Below are 21,426 nucleotides of genomic sequence, written 5' to 3'. Positions count from 1 at the left end.
ATTGTTACTGTGGTAAGTACAATTTTCCCTGATAAGACGGGCATTCTCTGTTTAACGCGCCGCTAGATTCCGATCCCGATCGGTGGATTTAGGCTTATCAGCGCTTTGCCCGGCGATTCCACTGAGGGGACTGTGAACGGTTCCTGGTTCGGCCGGCCGGTCTGCTCGATTTCGGTCGCGGCCTGCCGTTTGGGACGCGGTTGGGGTCGGAGGGATGATCCCGGTCGAGGCGAGCTGGGCGTACCACAGGGCGCTGTCCTTCGGTGTGCGCACTTGGGTGTCGTAGTCGATGTGCACGATGCCGAACCGCTTCGTGTAGCCGTACGCCCACTCGAAGTTGTCCATGAACGACCAAACCTGGTATCCGCGCAGGTCAGCGCCGCGCGCGATCGCCCGATGTGCGGCCGTGAAGTGCCTGCGCAGGTAATCGGTGCGGTCCACATCGTGTACGGCGGACCTGTCCGGGGTCTGTACGAGCACATCCGGGAACGCGGCACCGTTCTCGGTGACCATGAGCGGTTGGTCCGGGAATTCCTCGTGGAGGGACACGAGCAGTTCCTCGAGCCCGGCTGGTTCGATGTTCCAGCCCATATCCGTGTGCGGGCCGGGCTGCGCCAGGAACTCGACCTGCTCGGCACTTGGCCACGGCGAGCCGCCGGTGTCCCCGTGACCGTCGGCGTTCGTTCGAGGGGCGGCGCCGTCCCACAGGCGCACGAGGATAGTCGAGTAGTAGTTCACCCCGAGCACGTCGATCGGCTGGTGGATGATCTCGGTGTCACCCGGCCGCACGAACGACCAGTCCGTGATTCCCCGGGTGTCGTCGACGACATCCGCCGGGTACTCGCCCTTGAGTAGCGGGCCGAGGAACACCCGGTTGGCGAGCGCGTCGATGCGGCGAACGGCCTCCGGGCCAGTCGGACCGTCGCCGCGAATAACCTGCAGATTGAGCGTGATCGAGAAGTCGGGGTCGTTCGTGACGACCTTGCGCAGTGCGATGACCGCAAGCCCGTGGGCAAGGTTCAGGTGGTGTACGGCAGTAAGCGCCGCGGCATCGTTGGTGCGACCCGGGGCGTGCACTCCGGAGCCGTAGCCGAGGTACGCGGAGCACCACGGTTCGTTGAGGGTCGTCCAGGTGTCGACCCGGTCGCCGAGCGCCTCACCCATGATCCGGGCGTAGTCGGCGAAGGCAAGTGCGGTCTCGCGGTTGGTCCAGCCGCCCTCGTCCTCGAGCGCCTGCGGCAGGTCCCAGTGGTACAGGGTCGCGATCGGGCGGATGCCCCGGGCAATGAGCCCGTCGACGAGACGTCCGTAGAAGGCGAGGCCCTTCTCGTTGGCCGGCCCCCGCCCTGTCGGCTGGATCCTCGGCCACGCGATCGAGAACCGGTAGGCGTGCAACCCAAGCTTCTGCATCAGGTCCAGGTCTTCCTCGAGGCGGTGGTAGTGGTCGTCCGCCACCTCACCGGTGTCGCCGTTGACGACCTTTCCGGGTGTGCGGCTGAAGGTATCCCATATGGATGGACCGCGTCCGTCTTCGTTGAACGCACCCTCGATCTGGTACGATGCCGTCGCTGATCCGAAGATGAAGCCCTCAGGGAAGCGAAGCCCCGAGTCGCGGTAGTCCGGGTTGCCCTGGCTGTAAACGGTCATGTTGAGATTGCCTTTCGGTTGATATAAGGATGTCGCTTCCGGCTGGTCGGGCGCGATACGGATCGCTCCCCGCAAGTTGCCCGCGCGGCGACACTGAACGCGTCAAGCTGGCACATGCGGTCGAGGGGAGGTGGCGGCCGCGGCCGAGTTCCGCCCTCGTCGCAGTGCTCGACCACGGCGGCGTTTTTCATGCAGTCGTCGCAACGGCCTCCACTGTGTGTCCGACGTGGAATCGGGCAGACCGTTCCGCGCACTCGCTGATTGAGATGGGTGATAGCCCGGATCATGAAGTTGAGCGGGTCCCAACCGTCGGGATTTTGGATCGGCTTGGCCAGGTCATCCATCCGCGTTCCCGACGATCTGTCGCGACGAGCGTTGAGTTGTGCGCATGGTCAGCATCCGCACGACGAACGGATGACGAGCTCGCCGCGCAGCAGTGCAATTGTCCCTGGCTGCTGTGGCTGCCGGCCAAGCAGATGATCGAGTGCCCTCACGGCCAGAGCCCCGATCGGCTGGTACACCGTGGTGAGGGCCGGCCAGGAGTACTCGGCCTCTGCGGAGCCGTCGAAGCTCACGATGGCGAGATCGCCGGGAACATCGAGGCCCCCTTCATGGATTGCTCGAAGGGCGGCGTTCGCGATCATGTCGGAGCCGATGAAGACTGCATCCAGTTCGTGGCTGCGCGCGGCGACCTCGATCCCTGCACGGTATCCCTCCTCTCGGGTGAAGTCGCACTCGAAGATCGGTCCCGGCTCGACACCTGCGGCCTCCAGTGCGGCACGCCATCCGACGACTCGTGCGTCCTTACTCGGCCCGACGAAGCCGACGCTGCGATATCCATGCCATAGAAGATGTTCGGTCGCGATGCGCGCACCCTCCTCGAGGTCGACACCGACACCGCGCGCCCCGGGCACGGCCTCCGTCGGGTTCAGTACCGCCCACACCAACCCTGACGCATCGAGCACGGTCACATCCTGCTCATCGACCACGAGCGCGAGAAGAACGCCGTCGACCTGCCGCGATGCCAGAACCTGCACGAGTTCTCCAATGCGAGCGTGATCGCCGCCGGAGTACATCGTCAACACGTCGTATCCCTCGGCGCGCGCTGCGCGGTCGACCGCACGACAGAGGTCGGCAGTGAACAGGTTGGTCGCGTCTGGCACGATCACTCCCAGGAGCTTCGACGTCCCCATCCGCAACGCTCGCGCCGAAGCGTTGGGCGTGTATCCGAGCACGCGGATCGCGTCACGGACCCGAGCGGCCGTGCCCACGGCAACCGGTGCCGCACCATTGAGCGTGTATGTCACGACCGCGTCGCTCACACCCGCCAGGCGCGCGACATCCCGACGCGTCACGCGCTGTCGTCTCGAACCAGAATCGGCGATGTCCGTTCCTTCCTCGTCACATGGAGCCAGGTCTCGATGCTAGTCATCTCCGGCCAGAATATGTCGCGATAAACCGGTCGTGACCGTCGCCGACGCCACGGGACCTCGGAGGCGTCTCCGCGCGCGATTAGGTCGGATCGCTCGGCACGGTCGGAGATCAAGTTCGGGTGGTATCGCACGGTCTGCGAACGCTCCGCGGCGTTGTTGATGGTGTGCGTCGCGTGATAGTTACCCAACACCGACTCGATTTCGCCAATGAGACCCTCGAAGTTCTCGAAGCCCCCGGAGTGACTTCGCGACCTGTGGACAGTTAGATTGCCCGGCCTCACGCATGCGTCTTGCATCCCGAGCAGTCGTGTTTATCAACCCTTCACGGCTCCTTGCATAATCCCCGAGACCAGTTGCCGCCCCACGAAGATAAACAGGAGTAGAAGCGGAATTGTGGCGAGAACGACGCCTGCGAGCACAAGAGAGTAGTCGACAAAGAAGTTACTCTGCAGCAGGGCCAGCGCCACGGGCAAAGTCGGGCTCTGGCGATCGAGCACCACGAACGGCCAGAAGAAGTTGGTCCATGTCGCGACAAACGTGAACAGGGCCAGCATCGCCGCGGCGGGACGGGCCGCAGGCACCGCGACGTACCAGAAGGTTCCGATCGTTGAAGCCCCATCGATGCGAGCCGCTTCGATGAGTTCATCGGGTATGACCTGACTCATGTACTGCGTCATCCAGAAGACGCCGAAAGCAGATACCAAGCCGGGCAAGATGACAGCCCACAAGCTGCCAGCGAGCTGGAGCTGGGTCATAAGGATGAACAGCGGCACGATTCCCAGTTGAGTCGGTACAGCCATCGTTGCGACGACGAACACGAGAAGCCCGGACGAACCACGGAACTTCAGCTTCGCAAACGCATAGCCTGCGATCATCGAAAACAGCACCACTGAACCGGAAACGACAGTCGAAACGATGATGCTGTTCCCGACTGCGCCCCAAAAGTTCAAGTTCGGGTTGTCGACTACGGTCAGGGCGTTGGCGATGAAGTTACCACCCGGCCACCAGGGGATCTCGGAGCTGCGGATGGTCGACGCATCACCGCTGGCAATAATGAACGACCACCACAGTGGGAAGAGCGAACCGAGGATGACGGCCAAGAGGAAGCCGTAGGTCAGAAACCCAGGCCGAGACCCCTTGACAGCGTGCCGCCGCGTCTGGGTAGAGGCAGGTGCTGCGGGTGTGGATGAAGCGGTGAGAGTCATGATTATCCTCAAGTCTGGTTGCTGGCGATGCGGCGCGAAATCGCGAAGTTCAACAAACCGATGACGATGATGAGCAGGAAAAGCAGCCATGCGACCGCAGAAGCCCTGCCGAAGTCGAGCTGACCCCAACCCAGGTTGTAGAGGTACAGGGTGATGGTCATCCATTGCGAATCCGCCCCGCCTGTCCCTCCTTGATCGAAGAGTTTCGGTTCGTCGAAGATTTGCAAGCCGCCGATCGTCGCGGTAATAATGACGAAGATCAGAGTCGGCCTCAACTGCGGGATCGTTATGGACACGAGCTGCCGGAAGCGGCCTGCACCGTCGAGCATCGCCGCCTCGTAGTAGTCGCGAGAAATCGCCTGCATAGCTGCGAGCAGAATCAGCGCGGTGTATCCGGTCCACCGGAAGTTGACCATTAGGGCGATGGCGAAATGGCTCGGAATCACTTGCGAGTGCCAGGCCACCGGGTCAAGTCCAATGAGAGCGAGCGCGTTGTTCACGAGGCCGCTCTTGTCGGCGAACATATTGCTGAAAATGAGCGCTACCGCGACGGGAGCGACCACGTACGGGAGCAGCACCCCCATCCGCCAAAAAGTCTTGGCGCGCAGGTTGTTATTGAGGATGGCGGCGATCACCAGCGCGAAGATGACCTGCGGTACCGTGGTCAGCACGAAGATGCTGAGTGTGTTTCGCAGCGCGATCCAGAACTTCTCCTGCCCGAGGACAAAGGCAAAGTTGTCCAGCCCGACAAAGTCCCCTTGCCCGCCGATCAGGTTCCACTCGTGAACCGCGACCACGGCGGTGTAAAGGAGCGGAAAGAGGCCGGTGATCGCGAACACGATGATGAACGGCGAAATGTAGAGATAGGGCGAAAATTTCACATCCCACCGGCTCAGCCTCTGGCTGAAGGCGATGCGCCGGATGATGCGCTCGTCATTGACGACCGATGACGCGGCCATAAAGATTCCTTTGCTTAGTAGAACTCGGTGGAGTCGGCTGGAACGACGCGGTCCCAGCCGACTCCCTTGACTATTCGAGGGCTTTGAGTTCCTCGAGCACCTGATTCCACGACTCATCAACCGTCTGAGTCTGTTCCTCCGCGGCCCGAGTAATACCGGCATTGATGATGCGGTAGACTTGGAAGAAATCTGGCCCCTTATAGGTCGTTACCGTTACCGCCTTAGCGCGATCGATGAAGATCTGACCGACCGGAGCATTGCCGAAGTACTCATTGCTGAAATCCAGAAGTTCCGGCTCGGTGTATGCGCCAATCTGGCTAGGGAACGGTCCTGCATTGACGAACGCCTTGATCTGCTGCTCGGGAGCTGTCAGCCAATCTGCAAGTGCCTTGGCCTCCTCAGGATGAGCGCCCTGAGCCGGCACGGAGAGGTACGAGCCGCCCCAAATCCCGCCGCCGCCGGGGAACACGTTCGCGATATCCCACGTCGTGACGTCCGGCGCATTGCCTGAGACAATGCCCAGCATCCACGCCGGGCAGAGAAGCGTTGCGAACGTCCCGTTGGCCATTCCGGCGTACCAGTCGTCAGTGAATCCCCCCACAGCTGCGGAGGTGTCAATGCCCCCCTTGACGACCTCGCGGAAGATCGCCTCGATCTTGGGGTCGGTCGCAGCCGTTATGTTGCCTTCCCCGTCTTCGAACGCGTACTCGACCTGGTTGATGCGCCCCTGGAACGCGGAGCTGGGGTTATCGAACCAGGCCTGTCCTGTCTTGTCCACATAGTCGCGGCCGACGTCATAGAAGTGATCCCAATCGCCTTCGAGGAGCGCCGCGACTTCGTCTCGATCGGTCGGTAGACCGGCCGCTTCGAAAAGGTCCTTGCGGTAGCAGACGCCCTGAGGTCCAATGTCTGTTCCGTACCCGAGCAGACGTCCCTCATCGTCGACTGCAGCATTATATTTCCAGTCAAGCCATCGATCGTCGACCTCGGGGTTCGAAAGATCGACGAACTTGTCCGGGTACTGCAGCACTTCTGCCAGCCAGTCGCCATCCAATGCCTGGACGTCGGGAAGGCCAGAACCGGCGCCGAGCTTCGTGAATACGTTATCGCGCGCCACGCCAGCATCGGCCGCCTTCTCCTGCACGATCGTGACACCAGGGTTTGCTTGCTCATACTCCGCAAGCATTTCGTCGGTATACCCGAAATCACCGTAGGTGCCCAAGGTGAGGGTCACCTCGCCATTCCCATCCGATGATCCGGTCCCTGGCGTACAGCCCGCGACGAGCAGGACTACGCCGGTGACCGCGGCCACCGTTGCGACGATTCGTTTTCGTTGCATGATTCTCACTTCACTCCTTTGTGTGGGTCTCCGGAACCATCCCGGAATGTGATAGGGCCTCGTGCGCTGAAAACTCATCGAGAGCGCAAAGATAACATTTACACGAGTAATGTTGATTAAAACACGGGCGAGACTCGCAACGCGAATCTTTTTTCGCCGGCAAACGGAAAGGACGGCAATTCGTGCCCATCACCGCCACTGAGGGAGGGCGCGCCTGGTTCATCGAGACCCCCGCCTCCCTCTACGCCATCGCTCTGGATAGCAACGGGTTGCCTGCCCAAAGGCACTGGGGATCCCGTCTCCCGCATAGGGACTGGGCGGAGCTCCTGAAAGGCGATACGCCAAGGTGGATCAGTGATTCGTCCCGTCCGGCGGAGGTGGAGCAGGAGATTCTTGCAGACGGCGGGCTCCGATGGGGCGTTCCCGGTCTGCAGGTGATTTTCCACGGGGCAAATCAATCGCTAGAACTGATCTTTGGCGGGGCCCAAATTCACGAGAGCGGAAGCGAATCGACCCTTGTGCTGACCCTCAAGGACTCCCTCTTCCCTTTCTGGGCCCATCTCCACTACCGGATACAGGCCGACAGCGATGTGATTGAACGGTGGGTCGAGATCGAGTCGGGCGGGGATGCGGAGGACGACGTCGTCCTACTGCGCGCAGATTCAGCGAACTGGTTCGTGGACGATACCGACGACTACTGGTACTCATCCACACACGGCCAATGGGCCGCCGAGACCCAGTTGAAGCGGGGACCACTCCCCATTGGGGATCTCACATTTACGTCACGAACTGGCACTACCAGCCATCAAGCGAATCCATGGATCATGATCCATTCGGGGTCGGCGACGGAGACCTCGGGTCTCGTCCGTACCATGGCGCTCGGCTGGAGTGGCAGCTGGCATTTGACAGCGCAGCACCGGCCCGAAGGGGGCGTGTCCGTCTCGACAGGCTTCGGGCACGAGGGCGTACATCTCGTTCTGAAGAGCGGAGAGCGACACGTCACGCCCCCCTCCTATGGGCTGGCTACAGATGGAGGCTTTGGTGAGACGTCGCGCAAGTGGCACGCGTTCGTTCTACACCATCTTCGACCGTCCCGTCATGAGGTCCGCCCGGTTCTCTATAACTCGTGGGAGGCTACGGGGTTCGAGGTCTCCGAGACGAACCAGATGCGGCTGGCCGAAAAGGCGGCCCAGATCGGCGCAGAGGTATTCGTCCTCGACGACGGTTGGTTCGGATCGCGGACAAATAGCGCCAGAGGCCTAGGGGATTGGTACCCGAATCCGGCGAGATTCCCCAACGGCCTCCACGCGCTCACCGAGCACGTGCGCGGACTGGGCATGGGGTTCGGGCTTTGGGTGGAGCCGGAAATGGCCAACCCGGACAGCGACCTATACCGCGAGCACCCGGACTGGGTCCTGAATTTTGAAGGCAGGTCACGGCTCGAAGCCCGCAACCAGCTTGTGCTGAACTTCGCCCGCGACGACGTGAAGCGGTGGGCACTGGATTGGCTCGACGACCTTGTCTCCACTTACCGACTGGACTTTCTGAAGTGGGATATGAATCGCCCGTTTAGCCAAGCTGGCTGGCCGGACGAACCGTGTCGCCAAGGATCCCTCTGGTTGAGTCACACTCGGGCGGTGTACGACATCATGCGTACCCTCCGCGCTCGGCACCCCTCTCTGCGGATCGAATCATGCACAGGCGGGGGCGGGCGCGTTGACCTCGGAATGATGGAGGTAGTGGACCAGTTCTGGACCTCCGATAATACTGATGCGCTGGACCGCCAGACCATACAACATGGCTTCAGTCAGCTCTACCCTGTTAGCGCGATGTGCAACTGGGTTACTGACTCCCCCAACCCCACCACCAAGCGCGCCGTCCCCCTCGAGTACCGATTCCACGTCGCCATGGCAGGAGCCCTCTCGATCGGCGCTGATCTCGGCGCCTGGACAGACGAGGAGCTCGACCGTGCTGCTGCCTTCGTCCAGGATTACAAGGAGATTCGCGACGTCATCCAGCTCGGAGCCTTGCATCGTCTGGACGGCACCCCTGGGGTCACCCTTTCAGCAGTGCAGTACCTGTACGGAGAAGCCGTGGTCATCTTGTCCTACGAGCCCCGTAGATCCTTGCATCGGGGTGCCCGGCGAACGACCCTCCATGGGCTTGAGCCAAATGCCGGCTATTTGAATCACACAACCGGTCGAACCCACAGTGGCGGATACCTCATGGAGCGCGGTCTCGTGCTCCACGATGCACTGAACACGGATCCATCGAACGGCACCCTGAGGTTCTCGAACCAGGACTACCTCAGCGCTCTAACGACTTTGACACGGGTAGACCAACTCGAAAATTGAGGACATCAGACTTGCGGCGAGCCCGCTGTACACGAGTAAACTATGGGCCAATGACCGACGATTCGAGGCGGAATTTGTCAAGGTGAATGAGGCCAGCGTGAGTTTAGGCGGCTAGTTTCGGTTCGGCCTCCGTGACTGTGCTGGGTCACGTCCCGCTGGGTGGTGTAATTCCTCGTCACCGTGCAGGTCAGTGTTTTCTGATTATGCCGCAGTCAACTCGGGAATGTGAATCACCCCGGTGAGTGTGCCCGCGTCGGCGTCGGTGAGAGCCACGTTGAGGGCGTCCAGCTGGCTCATGGAGGCCTCGGAGAGGTAGCGGCGGGACCCGGCCTCCCACTCGTCGTGCTGCTCGACGAGGACCGCGCCGGCGAGGCGGAGCAGGGCCGCCGGGTTGGGGAACACGCCGACGACGTCGGTTCGACGCTTGATCTCTTTATTTACTCGTTCGATCGGGTTAGTGGACCAGATCTGGCACCAGTGTTTGGGCGGGAACCCGCAGAACGCGAGGATGTCTTCCCGGGCGTCGAGGAGCATCTGGGCGACCTTGGAGTGGGTAGGCGTGAGTACCCGGACGACCTCGTCAAACTGCGCCTGAACGTGCTTCGCGTCGGGCTGGGCGAAGATGGTGCGGATCATCGACGCGACCACTTCCTGACTGGCGCGCGGCACGATCGAGAGCACGTTTCGCATGAAATGCACCCGACAGCGCTGCCAGCTGGCGCCTTGGAAGACGGTGCTGATCGCCTTCTTCAAACCGGTGTGGGCGTCGGAGATGACGAGCTTCACCCCGTCCAAACCGCGTGCTCGGAGGGAGCGCAGGAAGCCCGTCCAGAAGACCTCGTTCTCACTGTCACCCACGTCGAAACCGAGGACCTCGCGGCGCCCGTCGGAGGCGACGCCGATGGCGACGACCATCGCTTGGGAGATGACACGGTGGTTAACGCGGGCCTTGCAGTACGTCGCGTCGAGGAACACATACGGGTACCCGGTCTCGCCCAGGTCACGGTCGCGGAATGCGGCCACCTCCCCGTCGAGACCCTCACAAATCCGGGACACTTCGGACTTGGAGATGCCAGTATCGGCGCCGAGGGCTTTTACGAGATCGTCGACTTTCCGGGTCGAGACGCCGTGGAGGTAGGCCTCCATAACGACGGTGAACAGGGCCTGGTCGACCCTGCGGCGCTGCTCGAGCAGCGCGGGGAAGAACGACCCCTGGCGCAGCTTGGGGATCTTGAGGTTCAGGTCCCCGGCCGTCGTCGAGAGGAGCCGGGCCCGGGTGCCGTTTCGCTGGGTAGTGCGGTCGGTGTTGCGCTCGAATCGGTCGGCACCGATGTGTGCGGTGGCCTCCGCGTCGATGAGTTCTTGATAGAGCGTCTCGGTCGCCAACCGGATTCGATCAGTGACGTGGGTGAGTTTGAGATCCGCGAGGAGCGCAAGCAGGGCAGACTGGTCTAGAGCCATCGTGTCCGGTGCTCGGGTTTACGTGTCCTGGGCGAGGACACGTAAAGAGAGTTCTCTGACGGTGGTGTGTTCGTGTGTGGCCCAGGTTTGTAGGGTCCCGGTGACGGCGAGGATGCTGCCGTGCAGGATGGTGAGTCCGTTGTGGCGGGCGTGCAGGCCGCTGATGGAGTCGAATGCTCGTCCTTTGCGGGCGAGCGCGAGGATATCGGTCCCTGCTGTGCGGGCGTGTTTCTCCCAGACAGGCATGCGGGTGCGTTGCACTGCTTGACGTAGCTGCGGGTCGGTGTGCCACGTGTCGAGGACCCCCAGGCTGACGCCGATGGTCTGCGCGATGGACGGCATCCCGTCGTCGGGTTCGGGCTGGATGCTGCGGATGAGTGCCTCCGCTAGTGCGCTCTCGTTCTCGCTGATTGCTTCGGCCGTCAGGCGAAGAGCGGTTAGTGCCATCGCACGGGCCTGGCCGACGGGTACGAAGCGTTCGAAGTTTCGTCGTTCTATTGCGCGGCCCAGCGCCAGGTTCAGGGTGTCGAGGTCGGTGGTTTCGAGGTTGTCGATATCGAAGCCGTCTTCGGCCAGTAGCGGGCCGATCTCTTGGAGGAGCTCGGCGGAGAGCCCGGGTTTGTGAACAACACCAGCGTCGTGCATGAGGCGTTGAACGTCGGGATCGTCGAAGGGTCCGGCCATGCGTCCAGCTTACTTCTTGTGTTTCGGCGCGGGTCGGAGGGGCCGGTACCGGCCGGGTCTGATTCACGGTGACGAGGAATTACACCACTCAGCGGGACGTGACCCGCCAGCGGCCCCCGACCGTGCGACAGCCTGGCGCCCGGCGGCAATATCCGTGGCCCCCGAAGGCAATATTGACTGGCCCCCAAACCCGCAAATACTCAACTGGTGCTGAGCGACATCATCATTGGTGCTCTCTCGCACGATCGGTGGTGCTGAACCGCGCGATCAGGTGGTGCTCAAAGCCTCAAATACTTACCAACACCCGCGACGGACTGCGCCCGCGGACGAACCGGGGGAAGACGCCCCAAACGCACCCGCGACCAGGCCGGCCACGCCCACCACCTCTACGACGGCGGGGGCCACACCGTTCAGCACATCGCAGATCTGCTTCAGATCCCGCGCTCCACGATCTACGGCCACCTCACCAACGAAAGCATCGGACGACGCCCCACCCTCGCGTTGTGACCCGGCGGAACTGCGGCGCCGACCAGACCTCTACTACTGGCCTCACCGGCTTAGCGTGACTTTCCCGCGCATTCGTCCTCAATCCCCGGCCAGCAGTTCCTCGACGGTTAGCGTCGAAAAACGTCGGGCAGGGGCGGCTGTCCGCTAGTTGTTGTCCCCACTGACGTTCATGCGCCGGCCAGAAGAGCGAAATATCCCGGGACCTGCTGCGAAAGTCCGGTGGAGTTTATCGGGACCACTTCGATGTTTACCGGCCCGTCCGCGATCAATTGCCAGCCTGAATCCGAAAAAGCGCTGTGCCGTTCCTGGGCGCCGAAACGCCCGGGGCGGGGCAGGTTTTCCAAGGCACTCTGCAACTGCCGGGGCATGCTTCGCCGGGTGGCACCCAGCTGCTGCAGATAGGCAAGGCTGCTTCCGTGGAAGTTGGTTTCGGCGAGGAACACCCGGCCGCTGCTCCCGACGACGGTTCGTAGGTTGGCAGCCAAGCTGGCCTGCTTGTCGGGCTTCAGGACGTGAAAGACTCCACGGACAAAAACGTTGGCAGGCCCCACCCGCTCCAACAGGTGCTCTCCCGCACCTACTCCCGCAGCGTCCATGACCATGAAGTCGGCGTTCTGGAGGCCTGCAGCTTCCCTTCTCGCTAACTCGACCGCGCCGGTAGAAACATCGATGCCGAGCACGCTGGGAAAAAGACCAGCAAGCCAGCGGGTGTAGGTTCCGTTGCCACACCCGACGTCAATCACCGGAAGAGCCGGATCAAAGTGGGCTACGACAGCGTCCGAGTACTGCGCATACTCGGTCGGGGATCCGGAGTCCCACAGCACGTCTCCGGAACGACCGGTGGTGTGGATTCCGCGCCAGTACCCATCCCACGCGGCCGCCGGGTCCCTCGGTGCCCGGGAAGTGAGGCGTACTACTGTGGGGACAAGCAGCATCCGTTCCCAGAGCTTTGACATGCCCTCATTCTACTGACGTTGAGCGAGACTCCGGAGTCGATCCAGTACCTCTGCTGGCGGTAGCGGGTGGCCATAGTAATAGCCTTGCCCATACAGGCAACCCATAGTCTGCAACTGGACCGCCTGCTCGGCGGTTTCGATGCCTTCCACGATCGCTTCCAGTCCCGCAGCGGAAATCAGCTGAAGAATGGCAGCAACAAACTTCTGCTGTTGCGGGTCCGAGCCTATGTCCTGAATCAGGGAATGGTCGACCTTCACCGTGTCAGCGGGAAGCGACCGGAGGTAACTGATGGACGAATAGCCGGTACCGAAGTCGTCGATTTGCAGCCCCACGCCCAGATCCCGCAGCCCGCCCAGGACCTGCTCTTCCGCCGTTCCCCTCGACATCAACACGGTCTCGGTGATCTCCAAAACCAAACGCCGCGGGGCCACGTGATTCCTGTCCAGCGTATCCTTGACGTCCTGCAGCAGGTCACTGCGAAGCAGTTCGGCGGCGGAAAGATTGATGTGCAGACGGAAGTCCGTCAGGTCAGGTGCGGTTTCGTGCCAGCGACTCATCTGGGCGACTCCTTCATGCAGCACCCACCGTCCCAGCTCCAGGATCAGACCGGTTTCTTCCGCGATGCGGATGAAGCTGTCCGGCATAATGATTCCGCGCACGGGATGATGCCACCGAAGGAGGGCTTCGATGCCTATGACCCTGCCCGAGGCCAATTCGACCACCGGCTGGTACCGAAGTGCCAGTTCGCCTCCGGCAACAGCGCTGCGCAGTTCGGCGGTTATGCGTGAGCGTTCCCGGACAGCGTCGAGCATATCGGGGTGGAAGAGCTGGACGTTGTTGCGACCCTGCGCCTTCGCCTGATACATGGCGATGTCAGCATCGCGCATCAACGCCTCGGCCGGATACCCTAGCGTGCCAATGCAAACCCCGATGCTAGCCATCGCCCAAACCGTTTCGTTTCCGACACGCACGCTGTCCTGCAACTGCTCCGATGCCCGGTGCGCAATTTGCAAGATCTCCTCTTCCGTGGCCTTGGTGATGACGACGGCAAATTCATCCCCGCCCAGACGGGCCACGGTATCGGAGGCCCTGACAGCGGAGCGGAGACGCCTGGCAACCTCGACCAGCACGGCGTCACCGGCACCATGGCCCAAGGTGTCATTGATGGACTTGAAAGAATCCAGATCCAGAACCAAAACGGCCGGGGCTTTGCCGCTGTCCACACTAGCCAGGATTGCTTCCTGAATCCGCTCATTGAGCAAGGTCCTATTCGCAAGGCCTGTTAAGGCATCCGTCTTGGCCATCTGTTCCAACTCAGCCTGCGTTCGCCACAACATGGCGGTACGGTCGGCAACCCGCTGTTCCATATCCGAGTAAATATGTTCAAGTTCTTCCGCGAGCAGGTTGACACCTGTGATGACAGCATCAATGTCGTCCCTACGTTCCGAAGGCTTCATGCGTGTGTCTAGCTCACCGGCAGCCAACCGGACAACACCCTCCAGCAGCTGCTGCAAGCGCGGGTCCGCAACACCCTTTCCCGAGCTCATATGATCCAAAGGTGCAATCCACGACGGCGAGTCCGGCCCTGGGCAGACCCCGGCTGAAGAACTGACACCTGCCCCCGGCTCACCCTGAGTCGATCTGTCCTCACGTCCTGAATCCTCCAATCACCATCAACCTCCGATGTGTGGGCCCACTGTCGATAGTCCATCAATAGGACTACCCGCCCGAAGGCGCCTGCCAGCCCGACGGGCGAATGGAAAGCGTCGGGCCAGGCAACCGCGGGCGCCCCGATCAACGGACAGACACCAGTTTGGCCCTCATTACGGCAGACAGCCCTTCACGTCGCTCAAGCACCGGCACTAAGCCAGTCCACGGCCTCGCTGCGCGATGTAAAAAAACGAGTCGGACAAGGCGGGACGTGCACACCGAGGAAGAAATTCGCCAGAACCCGATCTACAGGCGATTTGCCTAACAGAGCAATGCGTGAGGCGCTGCAGGGAATGGACCAAACAGCCCTGGCCTCGCGGCTGACCGAACCGACTGCCGTCATATCGACGAGCATGGCATGCCGTTCCTGCTGGCAGGCCTCGTTGACTCTCGCCATCGCGGCCCGGGCATCCTCGACCTCAATGCGCACCCCTGGTAGCCAACGCAGGAGGAGCAGCCCGCCACTGCCCATTTCAAGACATACCTTTGCACCGTCCGCAACTACCGGATCCACCACCACGTCCTCCCCCCTGAGCACGCCGCCGAACTATTCAGCCACTCCCTAAAGGTACCCATGTTCATCAGCTTGTCGAACTGGTAGCCCAACTGAAACCCAGGCCACCGGGCACGGAAATGCAATCTGTTAGCGCGAGTCTCCAAATGACAGGTCCAAAATCGATCACGTCAACGGGTTACTGATCTCACAGCCCTGAACGAACCATGATGGAGCGACGTCTCGCGGGACATCGAAACCTCCTGCACGGCAAAGAACTGGGGCCCGGCTCCCGACGCGTCTCGGAAAGCTAAAGCTTTCCGAGACACGCGAAGCCTTCCTCGAGCTGCCGGACGAATCGTTGGATTTCCGGGGCGCAGTTTGTCTTGGAAACGTGTCTCACCGCAAAGTGTCTTTGCTCCGTCGCTTTTAGCAATTTCCAAGGCAGAATGGATCCGTGAGACATCTTGGATATACGCGGGTCAGCACCAGAAGCCAAGACGCGAAGTTGCAGGTCGACGCCCTGGTCAAATCGGGTGTGCAAGAGCGGGACATTTTCGCCGACGTCACCTCGGGCAGCCGGACCGCGATCTCACGCCCCGGAATGAAGAAGCTCCTCGAGTACGCCCAGCCCGGCGACACCGTCGTGGTGTGGCGGGTCGACCGGCTTGGACGGTCCCTGATCGATGTTCTCAACACAGTGAAGCTCCTTCGGGAGCGAGACGTCCAGGTGAAGAGCATCTCCGATGGCATCGACCCGTCGACGACCTCGGGCCGGTTGATGCTGAACATGCTCGCCACCTTGGCCGAGTACGAACGCGAACTGATTACCGAACGCGTGAACGCCGGGATCACGGCTGCCCGGCAAGGCGGCACCAAGTTCGGCCGGCCTCTGTCAGATCCCGTCGTCGTTGCCGACAAACTCAAGCTCGTCAATGAGTCCAGGGCAAAGGGCCGGACCGCGGAGGACGCCGCGAAACTCGTCGGCTGGAGCCGGGCCACCCTCTACCGCCACCAGCAGGCCAACGCGGCCCGCGAGAACACCACCGTGTAGGTGACTCGTGGACGCGGCCGAGCGGTGGCGTGTTCTTCGGCTGCATGTCGAAGACCAGATCCCGCTCGCCGTCCTCGCCCGAGAGACCGGGATCTCTGCCCGCACCCTGCAACGCTGGCACCAGCTCTACCGGGCAGGCGGCGTCGCAGCTCTCGACCCTCATGACCGCACCGACAAGGGCGTCCGCCGAACCTCACCGGAGACGGTCGCATTCATCGAACGGCTGGCCCTCACTCGGCCACGCCCGAGCATCGCCACGCTGCATCGTCTTGCTATCGCCGACGCTCAAGCGAAAGAGTTGCCTGCGCCCAGCTACGCGACCGTACGACAGATCGTGCAGGCACTCGATCCGGCCCTGGTCACCCTGGCGCTGGAGGGGCCGGTCTCGTACCGGGACAAGCACGAGCTCGTTTTCCGCCGCCGCGCGGAGTACCCGAACCAGATGTGGCAGTCCGACCACACCGAACTCGACATCCTCATCTTCGGCGCCGACGGCAAACCTGACCGACCGTGGCTGACCACAGTAATGGACGACTACTCTCGCGCCATCTGCGGGTACATGGTCTTCACCGGCGCCCCCTCAGCCATTAACACCGCCTTCGCTCTCCGGCAGGCGATCTGGCGGAAGACGGACCCCGCGTGGGCCATGTGCGGCATCCCCGACATCCTGCACGTCGACCACGGCTCCGACTTCATCAGCCACCACCTCGAGCAGACCGCTGTCGTGCGTTGCATGACGGTGACACGTTGATGATTACGACTCTTGATCGGCTGGGACGCTCAACACAAAACATGCTGACTTTTGCGCAGGCGCTGCGGGAGAGGGGAGCGGGCCTTCGGGTATTGAACCTGGGTGGCGGAGACGTTGATACCGGAACGCCCATGGGGGCGATGGTCTTTACCGTCATGGCGGCTTTGGCACAGATGGAACTTGACATTAAGCGCGAGCGCGTGGGGGACTCTGTCTCGAAACGACGCGCAGCCGGCAAGGATCTCGGTGGCCGGCGTGCCACGTTTAGCGAGTCGCAGATCCGAAGTGCTGCCCTGTTGATTGAGCAGGGAGAGCCGACAGCTCAGATCGCGAAAGATTTAGGAATGTCCCGAGCCACTCTCTACAGGCGCGTCCGGGCACTCCCAGCTGCCATGGTGAAAGGGGCAGCGAGCCCGGTGTGATGCAGTCCGTTCTTGCACAGCGTGTTCAAGGTCTGTGGTGGTACGCTTACTCCAAGCAACGCGGGTAGCTCGCTCGAATGAGAAATCATTTCTTGCCAGTGAGGCGTTATGCCCCAGATGTCTATGGACTGCCTGGGGCTGCTTACTTTAAGTCATCTATTGAGGCAGTCATCCACGATATTCTCGCTCGCCAGTACAAGGTCAACACCAGGCCCGTGGCGTATCTCGACGAGAGCTTTGAGACTGAGGCGACCGACACGTTCTACGTAGTCGCTGTTGCTGTGGTCGCTGACGACGCACTGACGGAATCACGCGAGGCTCTCCGCGAATTCTATGGAGGGGGAGCGCTGCATGCTGCTCCGATGTTCGCTCGGAGGGAAGTCGAAACGCTCCGCCAAGCCACCGCGCTAGTCGCACGTCAGAATGATGGACTCGATATCGTCGTGTGTGCCCCGATTGCCGCTGGCGACAACCGCGACGACGCCCGAGCACGATGCCTCAGTTTTGCTGCCGCGAAAGTGCATGAGGACTTTGGTACTCAGCTATTCGTTCTGGACTCGCTGAGCACGCCGACGGAAAACGAGCTTGATCAACGGACTTTCCGCGACCTGCGACGACGATCCGTCAATGGACTGCACCGCGACACGGTCGCGCATCACTGTCGGCCTTCAGCTGAGTTGCTCCTGGGGTTGCCGGACGTTTTAGCGTGGTCATATCGGCAGGAACACGTCCGCAAGGACCGGTCGTGGTTCGAGCCGATGCGTGAATTCACAGACATCACGATTCTCTGAACTGTCACCGGACCTTCGACTTCCGCTGTCTCGTCAAAGGCTGACTTCAGGTGATCGTGCGAATAGTGAAGTGAGACCCATTGCTGAGAATAAAGGGTCCGCAGAAACGCTGCGCACGATTGGTCCGTCGAGGCGCGTGATGACGTGAAAGTGTTGGTCCGGTCAAAGGAACCTTTGTTGAGATGCCTGCGAGTGTCCAAATAGGCGACTTTATACGTCTGGTCGATTGGCTTCTCGGAATGGCACCAGCCAGCCGTTCTCGGGCTTCTCGTAATTAGGGACGCGTTGAAGAACGGCGGTTTCAAGCGGTGGAAGCAAGAGGGGTTATTTTCTTCTTCGAGGTTAGCTTGCTGAGCTGGTCGGCCGGTCGTTCACACGGATTTGCGGCCGCGGCCGGACATGGTGCGTACGAGCCACCCAATGATCGCGATGACCAAGAGGATGGCGCCAATCCAGAGCAGGAACTGGAAAGCCTGAACAAAACCACCGACAAGAAGAAGGACAACCGCGATGATGGCGACGATGACAAAAAGATTCATGTGATGCTCCCTTGGTATGGCGAGAAACAGTGGCGCTACCGGGTTCTTGGGCAACAAGTGCTTCACCTCTGAGTCAGCCAGAGAACTGTGCCGATGTCAAACCCCCTGGGGTGCACTCTCCGCGACTAGGCATCAGTTGCAAGCGTTGGGGGCTGTTCGAGTCGGGAGTGCAGGGCTGCGAGGATGCGGGCGATGTCCATGGCGATGGCGGTTGCGGCGCCCATCGATGTCGCTGGCGCCGGGTCACGCCGTTCGTCCAGTTCGGTCATGAGGGATGTAAGTGCGTCCGCCGCGGTGGAATACGCCGTCAGGTCCGTCTTTCCCGAATCCCAGTCGCGGAGCACCGCAGCCACCGCGTCAAGGGCCAGGCTCAGCGACGGGCGCAGCTCCGGTTTCAGCTCGACGTCGATCGGGGTGCTCCACACCGCCCCGGTAAGGACATACGTGAGATCTCGCACGTGGAAGGTGACGGTTTCGAGGGCAGCTAGGTCGTCGTAGTCAGCAGGCAGGTCTCGGTGGTGGATTCGAGCCCGCGGATTAGCTTTGCGGCTTTCGTCGGCATAGTGCAGCGCGGCCCGCACGTCGCGGGAGACGCTGACGACGGTGTCAGCGCGGGATGCCCAGCCGTCCCGCTCCGGCGGCCAGCTCGCGGCCAGGGCTTCAGCGACCTCGGACAAATGATCTGCCAGCACCGAGCGATAGTGCGAGAGCTGCCGGCCGACGGCGTCGAGGCTCAGCGCGGGAAAGATCAACATGTTGACCAGGAGCCCGATCACAATCCCGAAGCTGACTTGCGAGAGGTATCCGATCGAGTATGAGTCGGCGTTCGGGCCGCCCACGATGAGCACGAACAAGACCGTGACCGGAATGTATTCGCGGTTAGCGCCGAACCACCCGGTGGCAGCGATCAGCGAACCGACGCCGACGGCCAGCGAAATGGTCACGACGTTCGGCGCGCTGACGACGAGCACTGCCGCGGCGAGCAGAATCCCAACGGCAAGGCCGCTGAGGGTTTGCAGGGCATTCCTCATCGAACCCATGAGCGTGGGGTACATGCTCACGAGGGCGCCGAGCGGCGCGTAGTAGGGGTAATCGTCGGCGACCCCCGGCAAATACGGCGCGACAGTCCAGGCAATACCAACGGCGACGGCCGCTTTGGCTGCCTGCAGCATGCGCGACCTGGTTATCTGCGATTTCACTCGCCATGCTGTTCTTTTTACTGGTGCCAGCGTGATGCCTGTCATTGTGTTCCCATTCGATCACAGTACCCACGGGCGCTCGTTGCCTCGATACCGTACCGGCCGGACCGTGGAATTTCCCGGTAATTGTCGGCGCACTAGCCGGACGGCCATATGTGGCCCACCATCAACGACAGCCGATTAGTGCCCCAATGATGATGCGGAGGTCTACAAATGAGCGAAGAATCAACCGAACCGTGAGACGACGAGAATGAATGGTCCCTAGCTGCATAAGCACGCGTTTGTGCGTAGCCGTCGGTAATGCGACGGGGTCATGCGCGCGAGCGATTTACTTCACTTGGCTGGGCGATATCAGGCCCGACCACTTAGCCTCAATACCGTTCAGTTAAGCTTCTGCATGTTATCTTTTGGATATGGCGCGTACAGGGTGGGTGAAGCCGGTCTCTGACCGTCGCTTGTCGGATCTGGTTTCGGTCGGCTTGCTGACTCGAGTGTTTCCGGCGGACGTTATTGACGAGGTAGTCAGGACTGCGGGTCGAACTGAGCAACGCAACCGGGCCTTGCCGGCGCGGGTGATGGTGTATTTCTCTATCGGGATGGGCCTGTACGCCGAAGCGTCGTATGAGGATGTTTTCGCTCAGCTGACGGATGGGCTGTCCTGGTCGTCTGGCTGGTCGGAGGCTTATGCGCCGCCGTCGAAGTCGGCTATTTTCCAGGCGCGCCGAAGGCTCGGATCTGAACCGGTGCGAGATCTGTTTGCCCGAGTCGCCCGACCGCTAGCCGGGCCGGACACGCCCGGCTCGTGGTTGGCAGGGCGGCGTTTGATGTCCATCGACGGAACGATCTTGGACCTGGCCGACAGCGTGGTGAACGCTGAGTTCTTTGGCCGCCCGCCGGTCAGCCGCGGGGAGCAATCTGCCTTCCCGCAGGCGCGTTTGGTTGCGCTGGCTGAGTGCGGAACGCATGCGGTCCTAGACGCGGCGATTGGCCCATGCACAGTGTCGGAAATTGAGCTCTCGCGGGAGCTCTCGGGCCGCTTCAAGCCGGGCATGCTGGTCCTGGCCGACCGTGGCTTCTACGGCTTCCGTCTATGGGAACAGGCGGCAGCGACGGGCGCCGACCTGCTCTGGCGGGTCAAAACAGACCTCCGGCCGCGGCATCTGGAGACCCTCGCTGACGGCTCTTGGTTGGCCACGATCATCCCAACTTCCGGCCCGGGGCGGCAGTCGACAACGCCTTTGACCGTGCGGGTCGTGGACTACACGATCGACGACGGCCGCGACAACCCTGATGGCTACCGACTGCTGACGACGATCCTTGATCCGGATGAGGCCTCTGCGGAACAACTCGCGACGGTTTACTCCGAACGGTGGGAGATCGAGTCAGTGTTCGACGAGTTGAAGACTCATCAGCGCGGCCCGCGCATGGTGATGCGGTCCAAATCCCCGGACCTGGTCAAGCAGGAAATCTGGGGCCACCTCTGCTGTCACTACGCGATCCGGACCCTCATGGTCGAGGCCGCCCAACACGCTCGCCGTGACCCTGACCGGGTCTCTTTCGTCGCCGCACTCCGCATCGCCCGCCGCTCCGTGGCCCAGGGCGATTTTTCCCCCTCCGCGACCTGACCACGCTAAAGCGGTCTGGCGTCACGCCATCCTCGCCCTCGTCCGACGGCTGAACCCCGCGCGGCGACGGCGATCAAACCCCCGCGTCATCAAGCGCAAGGTCTCGAAATGGCCCGCCAAACGCTTCCACCACGCGCACTGGTCACAACCCCACCATGAGCCAGAAATTACCATTCGAATCCTTAACTGAACGGTATTGCACTTAGCCTAAATCCACCGATCGGGATCGGAATCTAGCGGCGCGTTAAACAGAGAATGCCCGTCTTATCAGGGAAAATTGTACTTACCACAGTAAC

At 61.7% G+C, this 21,426-nt stretch carries 17 protein-coding genes and 2 pseudogenes; 8 read left to right on the top strand and 11 right to left on the bottom strand.

The features are described from left to right. Positions 1–51: 51 nt before the first annotated feature. The 5 genes from RCH12_RS17630 to RCH12_RS17610 form a co-directional block, all read right to left on the bottom strand. On the bottom strand, positions 52–1,647 hold the full coding sequence (locus RCH12_RS17630) for a GH1 family beta-glucosidase (RefSeq protein WP_327017751.1): 1,596 nt from the start codon (positions 1,645–1,647) through the stop codon (positions 52–54). Positions 1,648–2,039: 392 nt separating this feature from the next. Next, complete coding sequence (locus RCH12_RS17625) at positions 2,040–3,002, bottom strand: LacI family DNA-binding transcriptional regulator (protein ID WP_327017750.1); 963 nt, start codon at positions 3,000–3,002, stop codon at positions 2,040–2,042. Positions 3,003–3,394: 392 nt separating this feature from the next. Continuing rightward, positions 3,395–4,285, bottom strand: coding sequence for a carbohydrate ABC transporter permease (locus tag RCH12_RS17620; protein ID WP_327017749.1), 891 nt, complete (start codon positions 4,283–4,285; stop codon positions 3,395–3,397). Between the two features lie 8 nt (positions 4,286–4,293). Next, positions 4,294–5,244 carry a carbohydrate ABC transporter permease gene (locus tag RCH12_RS17615; protein ID WP_327017748.1) on the bottom strand — a complete coding sequence of 317 codons (951 nt, stop codon included), beginning with the start codon at positions 5,242–5,244 and terminating at the stop codon, positions 4,294–4,296. A 70-nt stretch (positions 5,245–5,314) separates the two neighbouring features. Next, positions 5,315–6,583, bottom strand: coding sequence for an ABC transporter substrate-binding protein (locus tag RCH12_RS17610; RefSeq protein WP_327017747.1), 1,269 nt, complete (start codon positions 6,581–6,583; stop codon positions 5,315–5,317). A gap of 182 nt (positions 6,584–6,765) precedes the next feature. Here RCH12_RS17610 and RCH12_RS17605 point away from each other — a divergent pair, with 182 nt between their 5' ends. Then, positions 6,766–8,937, top strand: coding sequence for an alpha-galactosidase (locus tag RCH12_RS17605; RefSeq protein ID WP_327017746.1), 2,172 nt, complete (start codon positions 6,766–6,768; stop codon positions 8,935–8,937). A gap of 201 nt (positions 8,938–9,138) precedes the next feature. Here RCH12_RS17605 and RCH12_RS17600 read toward each other — a convergent pair whose 3' ends face one another. Both RCH12_RS17600 and RCH12_RS17595 read right to left on the bottom strand, forming a co-directional pair. Further along, on the bottom strand, positions 9,139–10,398 hold the full coding sequence (locus RCH12_RS17600) for an IS256 family transposase (RefSeq protein ID WP_327017745.1): 1,260 nt from the start codon (positions 10,396–10,398) through the stop codon (positions 9,139–9,141). An 18-nt stretch (positions 10,399–10,416) separates the two neighbouring features. Then, complete coding sequence (locus tag RCH12_RS17595; RefSeq protein WP_327017744.1) at positions 10,417–11,082, bottom strand: hypothetical protein; 666 nt, start codon at positions 11,080–11,082, stop codon at positions 10,417–10,419. 348 nt (positions 11,083–11,430) lie between these two features. On the opposite strand from RCH12_RS17595, the pseudogene RCH12_RS18600 reads away from it, so the two are divergent. Continuing rightward, a pseudogene (locus tag RCH12_RS18600) lies at positions 11,431–11,589 on the top strand (hypothetical protein); the annotation flags it as partial. Between the two features lie 167 nt (positions 11,590–11,756). Here RCH12_RS18600 and RCH12_RS17590 read toward each other — a convergent pair. The 3 genes from RCH12_RS17590 to RCH12_RS17580 form a co-directional block, all read right to left on the bottom strand. After that, a complete protein-coding gene (locus RCH12_RS17590; RefSeq protein WP_327017743.1) occupies positions 11,757–12,545 on the bottom strand; it encodes a class I SAM-dependent methyltransferase in 789 nt (262 codons plus the stop codon). A gap of 9 nt (positions 12,546–12,554) precedes the next feature. Then, a complete protein-coding gene (locus RCH12_RS17585) occupies positions 12,555–14,060 on the bottom strand; it encodes a putative bifunctional diguanylate cyclase/phosphodiesterase (protein ID WP_327017742.1) in 1,506 nt (501 codons plus the stop codon). 335 nt (positions 14,061–14,395) lie between these two features. Then, complete coding sequence (locus tag RCH12_RS17580) at positions 14,396–14,770, bottom strand: DUF7793 family protein (RefSeq protein ID WP_327017752.1); 375 nt, start codon at positions 14,768–14,770, stop codon at positions 14,396–14,398. 436 nt (positions 14,771–15,206) lie between these two features. Here RCH12_RS17580 and RCH12_RS17575 point away from each other — a divergent pair, with 436 nt between their 5' ends. The 5 genes and pseudogenes from RCH12_RS17575 to RCH12_RS17555 all read left to right on the top strand — a co-directional run bounded on the left by RCH12_RS17575 (position 15,207) and on the right by RCH12_RS17555 (position 18,378). Continuing rightward, on the top strand, positions 15,207–15,803 hold the full coding sequence (locus tag RCH12_RS17575; protein WP_327017741.1) for a recombinase family protein: 597 nt from the start codon (positions 15,207–15,209) through the stop codon (positions 15,801–15,803). Positions 15,804–15,810: 7 nt separating this feature from the next. Then, a complete protein-coding gene (locus RCH12_RS17570; RefSeq protein ID WP_327017740.1) occupies positions 15,811–16,554 on the top strand; it encodes a DDE-type integrase/transposase/recombinase in 744 nt (247 codons plus the stop codon). Then, positions 16,530–16,976 (top strand): annotated as a pseudogene (locus RCH12_RS17565) (recombinase family protein); the annotation flags it as partial. The gene RCH12_RS17570 and the pseudogene RCH12_RS17565, both read left to right, overlap by 25 nt. A gap of 215 nt (positions 16,977–17,191) precedes the next feature. Further along, positions 17,192–17,767 (top strand): hypothetical protein, encoded by a 576-nt coding sequence (locus RCH12_RS17560; RefSeq protein ID WP_327017739.1) that lies wholly within the window; start codon positions 17,192–17,194, stop codon positions 17,765–17,767. A 308-nt stretch (positions 17,768–18,075) separates the two neighbouring features. Next, entirely contained in the window at positions 18,076–18,378 is a 303-nt protein-coding gene (locus RCH12_RS17555; RefSeq protein ID WP_327017753.1) for a hypothetical protein, read from the top strand. Positions 18,379–18,431: 53 nt separating this feature from the next. On the opposite strand, the gene RCH12_RS17550 is transcribed toward RCH12_RS17555, so the two are convergent. Then, positions 18,432–19,550: an FUSC family protein gene (locus RCH12_RS17550; protein ID WP_327017738.1), complete on the bottom strand. Its 1,119-nt coding sequence runs from the start codon at positions 19,548–19,550 to the stop codon at positions 18,432–18,434. Positions 19,551–19,918: 368 nt separating this feature from the next. Here RCH12_RS17550 and RCH12_RS17545 point away from each other — a divergent pair, with 368 nt between their 5' ends. Beyond that, the gene (locus RCH12_RS17545; RefSeq protein WP_327017737.1) at positions 19,919–21,130 is read left to right on the top strand and encodes an IS4 family transposase; all 1,212 of its coding nucleotides are present in this window, start codon (positions 19,919–19,921) and stop codon (positions 21,128–21,130) included. Positions 21,131–21,426: the final 296 nt, after the last annotated feature.

Source organism: Cryobacterium sp. MP_3.1 (genome assembly GCF_035984795.1).
Taxonomy (GTDB): domain Bacteria; phylum Actinomycetota; class Actinomycetes; order Actinomycetales; family Microbacteriaceae; genus Cryobacterium; species Cryobacterium zongtaii.
Note: the sequence above shows the minus strand (reverse complement) of the source record. Positions and strands in the feature narration are given on the sequence as shown.

Bases quoted from the DNA above. Each gene is read 5' to 3' on its own strand.
- RCH12_RS17600 (WP_327017745.1), bottom strand. From the start codon at position 10,398: ATGGCTCTAGACCAGTCTGCCCTGCTTGCGCTCCTCGCGGATCTCAAA.
- RCH12_RS17590 (WP_327017743.1), bottom strand. From the start codon at position 12,545: ATGTCAAAGCTCTGGGAACGGATGCTGCTTGTCCCCACAGTAGTACGC.
- RCH12_RS17615 (WP_327017748.1), bottom strand. From the start codon at position 5,244: ATGGCCGCGTCATCGGTCGTCAATGACGAGCGCATCATCCGGCGCATC.
- RCH12_RS17595 (WP_327017744.1), bottom strand. From the start codon at position 11,082: ATGGCCGGACCCTTCGACGATCCCGACGTTCAACGCCTCATGCACGAC.
- RCH12_RS17610 (WP_327017747.1), bottom strand. From the start codon at position 6,583: ATGCAACGAAAACGAATCGTCGCAACGGTGGCCGCGGTCACCGGCGTA.
- RCH12_RS17545 (WP_327017737.1), top strand. From the start codon at position 19,919: ATGGCGCGTACAGGGTGGGTGAAGCCGGTCTCTGACCGTCGCTTGTCG.
- RCH12_RS17620 (WP_327017749.1), bottom strand. From the start codon at position 4,285: ATGACTCTCACCGCTTCATCCACACCCGCAGCACCTGCCTCTACCCAG.
- RCH12_RS17630 (WP_327017751.1), bottom strand. From the start codon at position 1,647: ATGACCGTTTACAGCCAGGGCAACCCGGACTACCGCGACTCGGGGCTT.
- RCH12_RS17550 (WP_327017738.1), bottom strand. From the start codon at position 19,550: ATGACAGGCATCACGCTGGCACCAGTAAAAAGAACAGCATGGCGAGTG.